Annotated in this window: 13 protein-coding genes; 6 read left to right on the forward strand and 7 right to left on the reverse strand. The window is 62.1% G+C overall.

Features of this window, described 5'->3' with window-relative positions; translation table 11 throughout:
* Position 1 precedes the first annotated feature (1 nt).
* From U5822_RS09005 to U5822_RS09020, 4 genes are all read right to left on the reverse strand, one after another.
* Entirely contained in the window at positions 2-1273 is a 1272-nt protein-coding gene (locus U5822_RS09005; RefSeq protein WP_322855291.1) for a high-affinity branched-chain amino acid ABC transporter permease LivM, read from the reverse strand.
* Positions 1273-2196 carry a high-affinity branched-chain amino acid ABC transporter permease LivH gene (gene livH / locus U5822_RS09010; RefSeq protein ID WP_322855292.1) on the reverse strand — a complete coding sequence of 308 codons (924 nt, stop codon included), beginning with the start codon at positions 2194-2196 and terminating at the stop codon, positions 1273-1275. The genes U5822_RS09005 and livH overlap by 1 nt, the downstream gene beginning before the upstream one ends.
* Before the next feature lie 163 nt (positions 2197-2359).
* Positions 2360-3472, reverse strand: coding sequence for a branched-chain amino acid ABC transporter substrate-binding protein (locus U5822_RS09015; protein ID WP_322855293.1), 1113 nt, complete (start codon positions 3470-3472; stop codon positions 2360-2362).
* A 212-nt stretch (positions 3473-3684) separates the two neighbouring features.
* Positions 3685-4671, reverse strand: coding sequence for a tetratricopeptide repeat protein (locus tag U5822_RS09020; protein WP_322855294.1), 987 nt, complete (start codon positions 4669-4671; stop codon positions 3685-3687).
* A 342-nt stretch (positions 4672-5013) separates the two neighbouring features.
* Between U5822_RS09020 and U5822_RS09025 the strand changes: the two genes are divergently transcribed.
* Positions 5014-5514 carry a MarR family winged helix-turn-helix transcriptional regulator gene (locus U5822_RS09025; protein ID WP_322855295.1) on the forward strand — a complete coding sequence of 167 codons (501 nt, stop codon included), beginning with the start codon at positions 5014-5016 and terminating at the stop codon, positions 5512-5514.
* A gap of 51 nt (positions 5515-5565) precedes the next feature.
* Here U5822_RS09025 and lon read toward each other — a convergent pair whose 3' ends face one another.
* Positions 5566-8016: an endopeptidase La gene (gene lon, locus U5822_RS09030; protein WP_322855296.1), complete on the reverse strand. Its 2451-nt coding sequence runs from the start codon at positions 8014-8016 to the stop codon at positions 5566-5568.
* A 206-nt stretch (positions 8017-8222) separates the two neighbouring features.
* On the opposite strand from lon, the gene trxA reads away from it, so the two are divergent.
* A complete protein-coding gene (gene trxA / locus U5822_RS09035) occupies positions 8223-9086 on the forward strand; it encodes a thioredoxin (protein WP_322855297.1) in 864 nt (287 codons plus the stop codon).
* A gap of 141 nt (positions 9087-9227) precedes the next feature.
* Here the strand turns inward: trxA and U5822_RS09040 are convergent, their stop codons facing one another.
* A complete protein-coding gene (locus tag U5822_RS09040) occupies positions 9228-11228 on the reverse strand; it encodes a hypothetical protein (protein ID WP_322855298.1) in 2001 nt (666 codons plus the stop codon).
* Between the two features lie 182 nt (positions 11229-11410).
* On the opposite strand from U5822_RS09040, the gene U5822_RS09045 reads away from it, so the two are divergent.
* The 3 genes from U5822_RS09045 to U5822_RS09055 all read left to right on the forward strand — a co-directional run bounded on the left by U5822_RS09045 (position 11411) and on the right by U5822_RS09055 (position 13505).
* Complete coding sequence (locus U5822_RS09045; RefSeq protein ID WP_322855299.1) at positions 11411-12835, forward strand: hypothetical protein; 1425 nt, start codon at positions 11411-11413, stop codon at positions 12833-12835.
* Between the two features lie 40 nt (positions 12836-12875).
* Positions 12876-13196: a hypothetical protein gene (locus tag U5822_RS09050; RefSeq protein WP_322855300.1), complete on the forward strand. Its 321-nt coding sequence runs from the start codon at positions 12876-12878 to the stop codon at positions 13194-13196.
* Between the two features lie 69 nt (positions 13197-13265).
* Positions 13266-13505 (forward strand): hypothetical protein, encoded by a 240-nt coding sequence (locus U5822_RS09055; RefSeq protein ID WP_322855301.1) that lies wholly within the window; start codon positions 13266-13268, stop codon positions 13503-13505.
* Positions 13506-13608: 103 nt separating this feature from the next.
* Here the strand turns inward: U5822_RS09055 and U5822_RS09060 are convergent, their stop codons facing one another.
* Positions 13609-14703: a fatty acid desaturase gene (locus U5822_RS09060; protein ID WP_322855302.1), complete on the reverse strand. Its 1095-nt coding sequence runs from the start codon at positions 14701-14703 to the stop codon at positions 13609-13611.
* A 103-nt stretch (positions 14704-14806) separates the two neighbouring features.
* On the opposite strand from U5822_RS09060, the gene U5822_RS09065 reads away from it, so the two are divergent.
* Entirely contained in the window at positions 14807-15862 is a 1056-nt protein-coding gene (locus tag U5822_RS09065) for an AraC family transcriptional regulator (RefSeq protein WP_322855303.1), read from the forward strand.
* The last annotated feature ends 13 nt before the right edge of the window (positions 15863-15875 follow it).

Consider the following 15875-nt stretch of genomic DNA (forward strand, 5'->3'; position numbering starts at 1 on the left):
GTCACTCCTGCTTTTTCAGTTCGATGTGAATACGGCGCATGGGCATCAGGCCCTGCGGACGCCAGACCATCATCAGCACCATGGCGGCGCCGAAGATCAGCATGCGGTATTCGGAGAATTCCCGGGCCAGCTCCGGCAGGATGGTCACGGCAATCGCCGCCAGCACCACGCCAATCTGCGAGCCCATGCCGCCGAGCACCACGATGGCCAGGATGATGGCCGATTCCAGGAACACGAAGGATTCCGGACTGATGAAGCCCTGCTTGGAGGCAAACACGGTACCGGCGAAACCGGCGAAGAAGGCACCGATGGTGAACGCCGAAAGCTTGACCGCGGTACGGCTCAGCCCCAGGGAGCGGGCGGCAATCTCGTCTTCCCGCAGGGCTTCCCAGGCCCGGCCCACCGGCATGCGCATGAAGCGGCGGATGACCAGGGCGGTGAACACCGCCAGCACCAGGGCAATCAGGTACAGGAAGATGACCTTGTGCTCGCCGCTGTAAGCGATGCCGAAGGTCTCGTGGAACGAGGTGTTGCCTTCCTCCTTGACCCGGCGACCAAACTCCATGCCGAACAGGGTCGGGTCGGGGATGCCGCCGATGCCGTTCGGGCCCCCGGTCAGGGTGGTCCAGTTGTTCAGCAGGATGCGGATGATCTCACCAAAACCCAGGGTCACGATGGCCAGGTAGTCGCCCCGGAGCCGGAGTACCGGAAAGCCGAGCACCAGGCCGAACAGGGCCGCCAGCAGGGCGCCGATCGGCAGCGCGAGCCAGAAGGATACGCCCAGGTACTGGGACAGCAGGGCGAAGGTGTAGGCACCTACGGCATAGAAGGCCACGTAGCCCAGGTCGAGCAGACCGGCCAGGCCGACCACCACGTTCAGGCCCAGGGCCAGCATGATGTAGATCAGCACCAGGGTGGCCAGGTCGACTGCGCCCCGGGATACGAAGAAGGGCCAGAACAGCGCCAGTACCACGATGCCGGTCAGCACCCAGGACTCAATCTTGGCGCGCTTGTTCTCGGCCAGGGGTTCCTTGTGCTTGCCGGCGGTCAGGCTGGTGAGGTCGCCCACCTTGCCCATGATGCTGTCCCGGAACAGCTGGAACAGGAACACCACCACCGCCGCCACGGCCACGCTCAGCAGCGTGAAGGTGTCGGCACCGGTGATGGTGACGTTGATGCCCTGGGCCTCCAGGTTGAAGCCCAGGATGGGGTACGCGATAACGAGCGTAATGACGGCACAGAAGAGTGCGTGTTTCAGGTTGTGAGCAGCCATCAGATCTTCTCAACCTCCGGTTTGCCGAGCAGGCCGGTGGGTTTGAACAGCAGAATGAGGATCAGCAGGCCAAAGGAAACCACGTCCTTGTATTCACCGCTGAGGTAGCCGGAGGTCATGCTCTCCGAAACCCCCAGGATCAGCCCGCCCAGCATGGCGCCCGGAATACTGCCGATGCCACCCAGAACCGCTGCGGTAAAGGCCTTGAGGCCGGCAATGAAACCGAACAGCGGATCCACCGAGCCGTAGTACATGCCCAGCAACAGGCCGGCGACCGCCGCCAGTGCGGCGCCGATGACGAAGGTGGCGGAAATGATCCGGTTGGTGTCGATGCCCAGCAGGTTGGCCATTCCCAGGTCCTGTGACACCGCGCGGCAGGCGCGTCCGGTGCGGGAGCGGGAGATGAACAGCGACAGGACGGTCATGCAGATCAGGGTGGTGATGAAGATGGTGATCTGCATGTAGGACAGGGACATCTGGAAGGCACCGTCGGAACCGAAGGTGAAGCCGCCTTCGATCAGGGCCGGGAAACCGATGTTGCGGGAACCCTGGGCCAGGTGCACGTAGTTCTGCAGGAAGATCGACATGCCGATGGCAGAGATCAGCGGGATCAGGCGGTGCCGGCCCCGCACCGGTCGGTAGGCGACCCGTTCCACGGCCCAGCCCATGGAGCTGGACACGATCATGGCGCACACCAGGGCGACAATCAGGATCAGTGGCAGCCAGGCGATGCCCAGGGTCGCGAGACCGGTAATGGCAATCAGCGCCGTGTAGGCACCGATCATGTAGATTTCACCATGGGCAAAGTTGATCATGCCGATGATGCCGTAAACCATCGTGTAGCCGATGGCGATCAGGGCGTAGGTGCTCCCGATCGTCAGCCCGTTGATGAGCTGCTGAAAGAAATACAGGAGGTCTTGCATTGTTGGAAAACTCCGAAAGCCCGCTCCCTTCGCTTCCGCACGCGCGCCACGGGATTATCCGGAGCAGGGGAGCGGGAGGATCAACAGGAGCCTAGAAAAACACCTTCTCCCGGATCGCGGTGAGAAGGTGCTCTCAAAATTACCGTTTGTTAACGATGGCGGCTTAGTTTACCGGAGTTTTACTGCCATCTGAATGCCACTCGTAGACCACGAACTCGAAGGACTTCATGTCGCCGGCCTTGTCGTATTCAACGGTACCGATCGGCGTCTCGTAGGCGCCACTGCGCAGGGCCGCGGCCACGTCGAACGGGTCGGTGGACTCGGCCTTCTCGATACCGTCGGCGATCAGCTGGACCGCCGCGTAGGAGGTCAGCACGAACGGACCGGACGGATCCTCGCCCTTGCCTTCGAACGCCTTCACCAGCGCCTGGTTTTCGGCTTTCTGGTCGAAGCTCGGCGGCAGGGTCACCAGCAGGCCTTCGGCGGCTTCGCCGGCGATGGTGTTGATGTCCTTGTTGCCCACGCCTTCCGGACCCATGAAGGTGGCGTCCAGATCAGCCTGGCGCGCCTGACGCAGGATCAGACCCAGCTCCGGGTGGTAGCCGCCGTAATACACGTAGTCGACGTTGGCCTGCTTGAGCTTGGTGACCAGGGACGAGAAGTCCTTGTCGCCGGCGGTGATGCCCTCGAACATGGCGATTTCCACGCCCTGGTTCTTCAGGGTGTCACGCACGGCGGTGGCGATGCCTTCACCGTACTGCTGCTTGTCGTGCACGATGGCCACACGCTGTGGGTTCAGGCTGGCGATGTAGTTAGCGGCAACCGGCCCCTGCATGCTGTCCAGGCCGATGGTGCGGAACACCAGTTCATAGCCACGCTCGGTGATTTCCGGGCTGGTGGAGGCTGGGGTCACCATCAGGATGCCTTCGTCCTCGTAAATGTCGGACGCCGGCTGGGAGGAGCTCGAGCACAGGTGGCCGACCACGAAACGCACGCCGTCGTTCACCAGGTTGTTGGCAACGGTGACGGCCTGCTTGGGGTCACAGACGTCGTCGTACTCGACGCCGACCAGTTGTTCACCCATGACACCGCCATTGGCGTTGATCTGCTCGATGGCCATGCGGGCACCGGAGAACTGCATGTCACCGTACTGGGCGACAGGGCCAGTCATCGGGCCGGCGATACCAATCTGGATTTCGGCGGCGGCGTGGCCGGCGCCCATCAGGGCGATGGAGGTGCTGACAGCGGTTGCTAGTTTTTTCACGGAGGTTCTCATTGGTTCTGTCCTGTTTGGTTCAGGGTTATTCTTGTGTTCTCAGAGAGTTAAACAAACACCACACCATGCTGCTTGTCAAGCGAGCCAGGGTGGCGTTTGGGCTCGAACACAGTTCTGCGGAAATGCCCCGTTGGGCCAGCCTGGCGCTGGCCGCCTCCGGGGTCCCGGTCATCAGAAGCTGTGAAGCAAACCCTGTGCCGCTCTGAGGGGTGTCACGCGTCCGTGCTGTCGTTCTGGTCGGTGAAAACCAGCGCGCGAAAGCTTTCATGCTCGCGCAGGTGTTCGAAACTGACGTCTACCGAGGCATCGTCTCTGTATGCCTCTGAAATGTCTATCGCTTTTTGCAATGTGGCGACCGCATCCTCCCAGCGCCCGATCTCCGCGTAGGCGCAGGCCAGCTGGTAGTGGGCGTGACCGTTGTCCGGGGCCAGTTTGAGGGCGCGCTGACACAGGCTGATGGCCCAGAGCGGCTCCTGCATTTCCAGGACCGCATCGGCCTTGTAGCTGAGTGCCTCGACATCGTCCGGGCGCAGGTCGAGAATCTGATCGTAGGCCGCGATCTTGTTCTGCTGGGAGGTTTCCTGGCTGGCCTTCAGCCACAGGGAATGCACTTCGTTGGTGCGCTCAATCTCCGCCTGGTTCTGGTGGATGATGTCGGATTTCTGCTTTAGCTGGTCTTCGATGGCTTCCAGGCGTTTCTCGTATTCCACCACCAGCTCGTTGACCCGTTTCTCGGCCAGGCTGGTGAGCTGGTTACGCATGTCGCGAATGGAGTTCCAGCCGATTACGACCAGGATCGAGGTGGCGCCAGCAATCAAGTAGAAGAAGTAGGTGACGGTGTCGGTGGCGTAGGACATGGTCTTGTCGGCAACCGACAGCTCCTTGTCCACCACCTTCTCGATCAGCTCGGCCCGGGTGTTCTGCATCTCCTTGCGCAGCGCCTTGCTCTCCTCCAGCAGGTACAGCTCGATAAAGGGCGTGTACATGGGTTCTTCGAGATCCGCCAGCGCCGCCGCCACGTCGTCGGCGGTGACGTCCGGCTTGCCGGCGGGGCTCTGCTCCGTGCCCTGGGCAGTCGCCTGGCCGGTGAACGTCAGTGCCACCAGGGCGAAGGCGGCCAGGGACGAGGTCAGGGCGCGGGCAGGGTGGCGGCGAGGTGACCGGGCGGTCAGGAACCGGGACAGGTATCGGCTGAGCATTGAACGGCTTCCGTTTTTCGGGGTGTCGGAAAGTTGCAGACCTTAGCATAGTGGTCGCTGGAAAAAATGCCCGCAGCGGCAAAATCACTCCATGGAGTGAGGGTTATCGGGCGTGGGGTGCAGGCACTAGGTAAAAGTGGCCACTTGCAATTTGATTTGCAGCGAACTCTAATTATTAGTGGTATAAATAAATTGTGGGTGGTCACCACCCACGAGTGTCAGAAAAAGATGAAAAGGAGTGGGCTGAAGCCGATGGCAGGTAGCAAGCGCGAGGGTCGAAAATCACCCAACGCCTCCGAGCCGGAGACCCAAAGTGGGCAGGGTGCGAACCGGAGCAGTGCTGTGAACAATTACGAGCAGGTTTTGGTGGCCTTGCGGCGGGTCATCCGCGCCACGGACCTCCATTCCAAGCGGTTGAGCAAGCACGCCGGCCTGACCGGGCCGCAGCTGCTGATCATGCGCACCATCCGCGATCTGGGTGAGGTCACCATCGGTACCATCGCCGACAAGGTCAGCCTGAGTCAGGCCACGGTCACCACCATCCTGGACCGTCTGGAACATCGGAGCCTGGTGTACCGGGTGCGCAGCACCCAGGACAAGCGCAAGGTGCACGCGCACCTGACCGAGCAAGGCGCCGAGATCCTGGCCCGGGCACCGAACCCCCTGCAGGAGGATTTCATCAAGAAATTCCAGAGCCTGGATGAGTGGGAGCAGACCATGATCCTGGCGTCCCTGCAGCGGGTCGCGAACATGATGGACGCCGACGACATCGACGCCTCGCCGGTGCTCCATGTCGGACCGGTACTGCGCGAGGACGGCTGGAAGTCCGACCCCAAAGGCTGATCCCAGCCGGCTTACCAACAGCCCCTCCTCGGAGGGGCTGTTGCGTTTCGCTCAGTGGACGCTGGAGCCCTTGCGGGGTTTCTGGCCGAAGCAGACCTGAAAAACGTCGTTGTAGTGCTTGGCGAAATTCACCGTCAGCCCGTCCTTCAGGTAGGCCGGCAGCTCCTCGTAATCGCCACGATTGGCCTCGGGCAGGATCAGGTTGGCGATCTTCTGCCGGCGCGCGGCGATCACCTTCTCGCGAATGCCGCCCACCGGCAGCACCTGTCCGGTCAGTGTGAGCTCGCCGGTCATGGCGATGTTCGGCTGCGGTGCCTCCTTGCGGGCGATGGACAGCAGCGCGGTGGCCATGGTGACACCGGCACTCGGGCCATCCTTGGGGGTGGCGCCTTCGGGCACGTGCAGGTGCACGAACGACTTGTCGAAGAAGGTCGGGTCGCCCTTGAACCGTTTCAGGTTGGAGGACACGTAGCTGTAGGCGATTTCCGCCGATTCCTTCATCACCTCGCCCAGTTGCCCGGTCAGCCGGAAGCCGCGCTGGCTTGAGTGGATGCGCGAGGCTTCGATGCTGAGCGTGGCGCCACCCATGGCGGTCCAGGCCAGCCCGGTGACGACGCCAATGCCCTTCAGGGACTTCTCCTTGCGAAACGCCGGCTGCCCCAGGTACTCGGCGAGATCGGAGACACCGACTTTGACCGCGCTGTCGGGCTTTTCCAGCAGCTTCACAATGCCCTTGCGGATGATCTTGTGCAGCAGCTTTTCCAGGCCGCGGACGCCGGCTTCCCGGGCGTAGCCCTCGATCACCTGCTTGATGGCGGCATCGCTGATGTTGAGTTGCTTTTTCAGCAGGCCGGCCCGTTTCAGCAGGCGCGGCAGCAGATAGTGTTTGGCAATGGCCAGCTTTTCCTCGGCGATGTAACCGGACAGCCGGATCACATCCATGCGGTCCAGCAGCGGCCGGGGAATGGTGTCCAGCTGGTTGGCGGTGCAGATGAACAGGACCTTGGACAGGTCCATGCGCACGTCCAGGTAGTGGTCCAAGAATTCCCGGTTCTGTTCCGGGTCCAGGGTTTCGAGCAGGGCCGAGGCCGGATCGCCCTGGAACGAGGCACCAATCTTGTCGATTTCGTCGAGCATGATCACCGGGTTGGCGACCTTGGAGTCCTTCAACGCCTGCACGAACTTGCCCGGCATGGCCCCGATGTAGGTGCGCCGGTGGCCCTTGATCTCGGCCTCGTCGCGCATGCCGCCGACGCTGAACCGGTAGAACTTGCGGCCCAGGGCATCGGCCACCGAGTGGCCGATGGAGGTCTTGCCGACCCCGGGTGGGCCTACCAGCAGCAGGATGGAGCCGCTGACTTCGCCCTTGAAAGTGCCTTCCGCCAGGAACTCGACGATGCGGTCCTTGACGTCGTCCAGGCCGTCGTGATCCCGGTCCAGGATGCGACGGGCTTCGGCCAGGTCAAAATGATCCTCGGAGTGGATGCCCCAGGGCACTTGGGTCAGCCAGTCCAGATAGTTGCGGGTGACGCCATACTCCGGCGAGCCCTGTTCCAGCACCTGCAGCTTCTGGACCTCGTCCCAGAACCGTTCCTGCACCGCCTCGGGCGGCTCCAGTTTGGCCATGCGCTCCTCGAAACGCTCGACATCCGCGGTCTTGTCGTCCTTGGCCATGCCCAGTTCGCGCTGGATAACCTTGAGCTGTTCCTTCAGGAAAAACTCCCGCTGGTGCTTCTGGACCTTGGCGTTGACCTCTTCGCTGATTTCCGATTGCAGGCGCGCGACTTCCTGCTCCTTGCGCATCAGCAGCAGCACTTTTTCCATGCGTCGGAGCAGGGGCACGGTGTTCAGTACGTCCTGCAGCTCCGCACCGGGAGCGCTGGTCATGGACGCGCCGAAGTCGGCCAGGGGCGAACTGTCGTCCGGCCCAAAGCGCGACAGGTACTGCTTGACCTCCTCGCCGTAGAGCGGGTTGGTGCGCAGCAGTTCCTTGATGGCGCTGATGATGGCCAGGGTGTAGGCCTTGAGTTCGTCGGCGTCTTCCTCCGGTTCCCGCGGGTACTCCACTTCCACCAGGTACGGTGGCTTGCGCCGCAGCCACTGCACAATCCGGAACCGCTGCAGGCCCTGGGCGATGAACTGGACCTTGCCGCCTTCCTGCTGGGCCTGATGCACCCGCACCGCGCAGCCGGTAATTTCCAGCTGGTCGCTGGCGGGGATGCCCTGTTCGGCCTCGTGTTCCTCGACGAAACAGATGCCCAGCACCCGGTGGTCGGTCTCGCCCACCCGTTTCAGGGTCTCCTGCCAGGGATCCTGGTTGACCATGACTGGCTGGACCTGGGCGGGAAAGAACGGCCGGTTCGACACCGGCAGCACGTACATGCGGGTTGGCATCATCTGCTGGGGCAGGGCCAGGCTCTTGCTGTGCTCGTCCTTACCGATGTATTCGGTCAGGTCTTCCTCGAATTCCTCAAGCGACTCGGTGCGGTTTTCGTCATTCATGCGGTCAATTATCCTTGGGAACGATGGTCGGGGCGCCCGGCGGGTGTCGGTGCGTCCGGGACCGTGGCGACGTCTATCTAGCCTATGTAACGGCAGTTACGGTGATTTCAAGGAATTGGTCTTATCGTCGCAGCTGCTTGATTTTTGGGCATCCGGCCCCATGAATGATGGCAGTTCCCGTTTCATTCGAATTTCAGGTGTCACCCATGAGCGATTCCCCCTACATTTTTGAAGCCACCATGGAAAACTTCCAGCAGGATGTGATGGAAGCCTCGGCCACCACACCGATCCTGGTGGATGTCTGGGCCGACTGGTGTGCCCCCTGCAAGCAGCTGATGCCCGTGCTGGAAAAGCTCGCCAACGAGTACCAGGGCGGCTTTCGCCTGGCCAAGGTCAACGCCGACCAGCAGCAGGAGCTGACTTCCAGTCTGGGCGTGCGCAGCCTGCCCACCATCATCCTGGTCAAGAACGGCCAGGCCGTGGACGGTTTCAATGGGGCCCTGCCTGAAGGCGAGATTCGCAAGGTGCTGGACAAGCACGTGGAGGCGCCGCAGGAAGACCCCTACGACAAGGCCCACCGGCTCTGGGAAGCCGGGGACGTGGAGGGCGCCACGGCGATCCTGACTGAGCTGAACCAGAAGGACCCGGAAAACCTGAAGGTGCTGATCGACCTGGCCCAGCTGAAAGCCGAGTCGGGTGATCTGGAAACCGCGGAGCAGGTGCTGGCCAGCCTGCCACCGGAGGAGAAAATGCAGCACCAGGCCAAGCAACTGGCGGCCCGGGTGAAGTTTCTCAAGCAGTCTGCGGAACTGCCGCCGATCAAGGACCTGGAGATGGCGCTGGAGCAGGATCCGAAAGACCCCAATGCCCTGCATCAGCTAGCCCTGCATCACGTGCTGCGTGAAAACAACGCCGCGGCCATGGATCTGTTGATCCGGTTGATGCAGGTGGACAGCAAGTACAAGGACGAGGCCGCCAAGACCACGCTGATCGAGCTGTTCGACAAACTGGGTAACAACAACCCGGACGTACGTACCTACCGGCGCAAGCTGTATACCCTGATGCATTAACGCTCAGCCAGCGGACGCTCAGGCTGGCAGGTAGCTTGCGTCGATGGTCTGATTCGCTGCAGGCAGGCAGGCAGGCAGGCAGGCAGGTGGGGCGGGCGGTTCAGAGAAGGGCGCGGGGATGATCCCCGCGCCGGATTGCATTTAACCGCCGGTTTGCACCAGGATGGCCAGGCCCAGTTCATTCGGGTTGCCTGGCCCAGTCGGCTGCCAGCGTACGTTGAAGATGCCCAGGCTCGCGTCTTCGTTGAAGAAGCCCTCCAGGGTCGTGGTTCCCTCTTCATCACTGACCACCAGGTCGGTCGGCTCGGACCCACCCAGGCTGACGGCTACCTCAATATCGGCCACCTCTTCGGTGCTGACCTCGATGTCGCCGCCCAACCCGGCCTTGATGACCTCAAAGAAGGTGCCATCAATGGAGCCGGTGGTATTCGACGCCATGGTCAGCAAGGTATTGAACTTGCTCGAGTTCATGATCATCTCCTCACCGTTGCCCAGGGTCAGGGAGTTGAACAGCAGACGGTAGGTTTTGCCGGCCACCGTGGGTGTCTGAGCCGGCAGCTTCACCGCCAGGGTCTTGTTCATCTGGGCGTTCTGCCCACTCGTTCCCTCAGACTCGGCGAAAACCAGGAAATTGGCGTCGTCGTTGACGAAGCCGTCCGTAGTCGTGGGCTCTTGCGCGCCAGCAGGGCTAACCGAGGTAATGTCGCCATCGGCGGTGATGACGATCGTGAGATCGTTTTCGGCGGGGCTGGTGGTGGCGGTGTAGGTTGGCTCAGTGGAGCCGGCTACCAGGCCGATCCGGTGACCTGTGGCGGCGCCGGAGTCAACGGTGCCATCGCCGGGGAAGGTCAGGGTGTTGATCTCGGTTTCCACCTCCAGCACACCGCTTTCAATCCAGGTTTCGATAAACACCCGGCCAAAGGTGCCGGTCAGGTCCGAATCGGTAAACGCGGTCGGCGTCCGGCTGAACACCTCGAGTGAGCGGAAGACTTCATCGCCCTGCTTGGCCTGTGGGTCGACCGCGTCCTTTTCACCGTCGCCATTGGTGTCCACCGTGCTATAGCGCACGGCCGCCTCGTTGGCGAGCAGGAAGAACAGGCCGGTGTCCGGGACCTGCTGCAGGTTGTAGGTGAAGGCCGGGAAGCGCCAGCCATAGTCGCCATCAATCTCCTCTTCAAACTCTCCGGTAATCGACAGGATGCCATTCCCGGTGTAGGTGGCCGCGAAGCTTTCGTCGAAGCTATCCTCGCCCACCTCGTAGTACACGCCGCTCTGGTTCAGGGCGGTGCCGTTCAGGCTGCCATAGGCATAGTCTTCCTCGGTGTGGTTGACCGTCACCGCGCCGTCGCTGCCAGCGGCGAAGGAGAATTGGGCCATCCAGAGATCGGTGGCGTAGGTGCCATTGCTGCCGTCATCGTTGTCGTGCAGGCCAAACTCGAAAGCGGCACTGCGATAATTGCCGGCGATGCCGGTGCTGTCGCCTTCGCCCCCGGCCACGACAGCGACCTGATTCTCGACGAAATCGCCGACCTGCTGGTCCAGGGCGGCGAACGCCTGCTCCAGGTTGTTGGCGTCGGACAGGGTGATGTCGAACGCTTCCACCCGGCCCTCCAGTTTGACCACGTCAGTCACTACCAGTTGATCCAGCTTGGCGCCCTGGGAGATGAATTTCCTGAGCACGAATTCGGAGACCGGTGAAATGTCCACGTCCTGTTCCACCACCTGCGCTCGCAGCGTGGTGCTGTTCTGGCCGGTGATGCGGACCACCAGGTTGCCCGCCAGGTTGACGCCTTCGGGCAGGGTCAACCGATAGTCCCCGGTGATGGAGGTGCTGGTGCGTGCGAGCACCTCGCCGATCTGATTGCCGTCGTCATCGACCCGAATGAGCTCTACATCGGCGCCTTCGATAGGGTCCAACCCGGTGATCGCAGCGGCGACCGACGGGACGAGGAAGTTCAGGGCTACCTCGAACGGGGTTCGGGGTTCGTAAAAGGCGACGGTGCCGGCCGGGGCCGTGGCCGTACCCGAGACTTGGGTGCCTTCAGTTGAGCCAGAGCCGCTGCTGCTGGATGAGCCGCACCCCGCCAGCAGAACAGAGGTTGATAAAGCGCCCGCCAGGACCAGGTAGTGGTTCCTTTTCACATCAATACTCCTTTTCGAAAAGATAGGTGTTACGCGGTCTGACGCTAGCATGAACGATTTGTAATCTGCTCCCCCCATATGGGGGGTAATGGGGATCGTGGCCCTGGCAACCGGAGCGGCCGGGAACCTATGGCTTGCCGCGGGCTCCCATTGAGAAGGCTGGATGGTTAAGGGGAGAGCGGGTGACGCGGCTGATTGGATGGTGGCTTTGGGGCTTGCTGTCGCTGACGGCAGTGGTTGGCTGCGCGTCGCGTCCGGCGCCGCTCGCACCCGCCCTGGTGAGCGACGCCTGCGAGCAGCAATTCGAGCGCTGGCACCTGCAGGTCGCAAGCCAGGGCCGCAAGGATGCCCAGGCCTGGTCGCCGCCCGGTTTTCCCTACCTGCGGGTGGATCGCTTGTTGGCCAGTTTCGAGCTGGCGGATCTGTCTCTGGCACAGCGTCGGGACTGGCTGAGTCGGGCCCATGGCAAAGCCCGGCAAGCCTGGTGGTTTGAGCGCGAGGGCGGCCCGGCCAATGCCTCCGGGTGGCTGGCGGGGCTGCACGCCTGTTCGGCCCAGGCCATCGCGGAACTGCCCGAAGACGAGGCGAGCTGGCGGCGGCTGGCAGCGACGGTCCGGGTGCCGGATGACTACCGCTCCGGTGCCCAGATTGCCGGTCTCTACCCTCTGGTGCGGCCGATCGTCCATTGGCGTGCCACCGTTACCATGCAGGGGCTCGCCGATCAGTTCGGTCACTACCGGGCGCTGGGTCGATGGCGGTCCTATGGGCCGCCCGAAACTGAGCGGCAAGCGCCGACCGCCTGGCAGCGGGACCGCCTCGGTATTCCAGTGTTTGAGCCAGCGGCCCTGGAGCGGTTGTTTCACGGGCACGCGCCGGTATGGCGGATCGATACCCGCGATCGCCATGACCAGCCGGGGACGCCGGGGCGGGGGCTGGACGGGCGTCTGCGATTTGGGCTTGAGCCGGTGGTCTACAAGCACCTGGGGTTCGCCTACGTCGGTGGGGTGATCCAGCCCCAGTTGGTGTATCAGATCTGGTTTGCCGCCCGGCCGGCGCAGTCCTGGCCAGACATCTATGCCGGCGCCCTGGATGGGGTGGTGTGGCGGGTTACCCTGGACGATCGTGGCCGGGCGCTGGTGTACGACAGCATCCATCCCTGTGGCTGCTACCACCAGTGGGTATTGGTGGCCGGCGGCTTGCGCCCGGCGGCGGGACTGAATCGGGTGGTGGAACAGGTCTGGGTATTGGGTGAGGTGTCGGCGGATGGGGACGGGCCGCTCGAGCTGTCGCTGTCGGCGGGTGATCACCATCTGGTCGAGGTGCAGGCTGGGGCGATGGGCGCCGGTATTTCCGGCCTGGGGAAGCCGCGGACCTACCGCCTGGAGCCGCTTGACCGGCTGCGCGGGCGGTCTGCGGCCGGCCGCCGGTTGTATCGATCCGATGGGCTGATTGCCGGTACCGAGCGACTGGAGCGGTTCCTGCTCTGGCCCACGGGAGTGGACTCTCCGGGCGCAATGCGCCAATGGGGCCGGCACGCCGTATCCTTTACCGGTCGGCGGCACTTTGACGACCCCCACCTGCTGGACCGGTACTTTGTGCTGCCCTGATGATTACCACCGAGGATACGGAACCACGAGTTATCTGGTCATGCTGCATTTGCCTCCGCAACCGGAACGCTGCGAACTCTGCCTGCGCGGGGTCGCCAAGCTGACCCGCCACCACCTGATTCCCAAGCGCCTGCACCGCAAGAAGCGGTTCCAGAAGCTGTTCGAGCGGGACGACATGATCACCCGAACGCTCTGGGTGTGTCGGCCCTGCCACAACGCCATCCACCAGGCCAGGTCCGAGTTGGAGCTGGGGCTGCACTTCAATACCCGGGACAAACTGCTGGAGCTGGAGGAGTTGAGAACCTTCGTGGAGTGGCTCAAGGATAAGCCGGACGGGTTGGTGCCCAAGTCGAGTCGTTAGCGCGGATTGGTCTGATCCAATCGGTGGCGGTCGCAGTATCTCTGCAGGAATTCTTTGCGGAGGTGTTTTATGGCCAATGTGAAAGAAGACCGTCGGAGGATCCAGCGTTTCATGGGCTGGAGTGCCCTCGTGCTGTTTACGCCCTGGCTGCTGATCGCCGGTCTCAAGGCGGTGCAGACGTACCAGGCGGGTCTGTTGGACAACGCCGATCTGCGTGTCGTTCTGATTGGTGTCCTTGGGGTCGCGTTTGGCGCGTTGATGGTCTGGGTGATTCCGTCCTGGAAAGCCCGCCGTTCAAGTCGTCAGTGACGCAGCGCGCAAGCTGGGCCGCTTCGACGGCCCCCGAATTCAATGGCTACTTTCGCATCGTGCCTTCATGCACTCGCTCAATCCTAGGTCGAATCTAAAGGTATCAAACGGCTTGGTGACGTTCCGCGGGCGTGTTCCGATGAAACCTGTTTCCCCGTAGAAAAGATCCGTAATCGTTGAACCGGACTCCCATCTCTTTCATCACCCTGTGGGCAGTCGGCGCGGTCCACTGCCGGATGTAAAAGGGTTCCCGCACAGCGAAATGATGGATGGCGTGTGTGCTGCCAAAGTTGAAACAGAACAGCTGCATCGGCAGTAGCCACCAGGGATTGAGAACTTGGCATTGCTGCATGATGTTCCTCGGCTCGACATCACCGTAGTAGTGCATGTTGGAGCTGATGAAGTGCAGGCAGAAAGTGCGCAGGAAAGACGGCAGCATGTATACCACGGCAAAGGTATCGAGCGCCGCCAGTGCTGTTGCCAGTTCTCCCGACAGGTAAATCGGGACACCGGCGAGCTGGGCCGTGAACAGCACCAGATGCGTCAGTACCCAGCAGTGGAACAGAAGGTAGTAGAGGTTGCCAAGCGGTGCATAGGCGAGCAGTTGTTGCCATCTCATCTTCCTCACATCGCCCTTCGAAGCCGGCTTCTGGCTGCGGATGTACTCGCGCACTGCATGCTGCATAGTGAAGGGTCGCAGCAGCACGGCCAACATGTTGTCTCCGGTCATCAGCAGACGACGAAGGCCCCATCGCTCACCGTTGGTGATGCCGCGTTCCTCGAGATCACTCTCGGTGCCGCTGAACTTGTGATGGTGCAGGTGCAGCTTGCGTCGTACGAACGGGCTGATGGTACTGGCCCGGGCCAACCACCCCAGCGCCAGCATCAGATCGTTGGCCCAGGGCCGGTTTTTGAAGTACATCAGGTGGATCAGATCGTGCTCCAGCTCGTGGATCAGCGATGCGAAGAACGCGGTCACCGGAACACAGACCCACCAGGGAATGACCTCCATGACGTAGAGTGTGCCGCTGGCAATCATCCCAAGCAGCGAGATGGCCATGATGGTGGCGCCAATCAGATTTTGGTGCTTTTCCAGCCAGGGATGCCGGCGGCGAAGGGTCCGCCCCTCCTCCAGAATGGTCTTGCGGATATGCTCGGTTTTCTCCGCGTCGCTCAAGTTGTTCGGATCAACAGACATGGTTTTGACCTTTTTAACGGTTGGACATGTCAACCGGGCGCATACACCCGGTTGTATCAGCTGCTAGTGTGATTCTCTCCAGGTCAGTACCGGCTATGAATCGATGACAAAGAACGATCATTTGACGACAACCAACCAGGTGGCCGTTTCTATTGTTTCGAGCCAACCCACGGTTCCCGGCACCTATGTCCTGCTACTGCTCGATGTGACAGAGCGGTGGAACGTTCCGATGGCCGAGCTGTTGGGGCACGAAGGGCTGGTTCTCGAGGATCTCCTGCGCAGCGGGTTCCGCCTGCCGAGAGACTGCTTTGCCCGGTTGATTGAGCAAGCCATCTCTCTGACCGGCGAGCCGGGCATTGGCTTTCTGATGGGGCTGCAGATGAAGGTATCCTGTCACGGTGTTATCGGTCAGGCAGCGATGGTGGCAAGGACCCTGGGCGAGGCGCTGGATATCGCCATTGCCTATTTCAAGATGCCCTCCTCAGACCTGGAGCTGTGCCTGGATTCTCAGGGCGATGAGGTGCGCCTGGCCCTTGTCGAACGTGATGGGCGGTACCAGTTGGGGGAAGTGGGCGCCATGTTCTTGCTCACCGGCTTCGCCGCAATGGCTGAGGCACTTACCGGCTCCAAGCTCCGCGGCAGGGGGGTTGTCCGCTTTGCCAAGCCCTCATACATGAGCCGCTTTGATCACCTGATGGCCGGCCCGCTGACTTTTAATGGCGGCTTCAACGGCTTCATCTTTGACCGATCGATTCTGGACTCCCGGCTGGTTATGTCTGATCCGGTGGCTGCGCGGGTGGCCCGAGAGCAGTGCAAGGAGGAATTAGGGCGTCTTGGTGGTGGGCGCTCGCTGGCACAGCAGGTGCGGGATCTAGTGTTCGACGAAGAGATGGGGTTTGCTTCAATCGAGGAAGTGGCTGCAAAGCTGCATGTCACACCCCGTACCCTGCAACGTCGATTGCGCGCCGAAGGCGCAGTGTTCCGCGAACTCGTGGAGTCCATACGTCAGCAGCATGCCCGGCGGCTGCTTGCATTGGGGCAGAAGAGTATTGGCCAGGTGTCGGACCTGCTGGGATATTCCGATGTCACCAATTTCAGTCGGGCGTTCCGGCGCTGGACCGGGCGGTCGCCCCGGGAATATGCCCGGGCGCCGGGTTAGCAGCGCCCGGAAC

The organism is Marinobacter qingdaonensis, from assembly GCF_034555935.1.
GTDB lineage: Bacteria > Pseudomonadota > Gammaproteobacteria > Pseudomonadales > Oleiphilaceae > Marinobacter > Marinobacter qingdaonensis.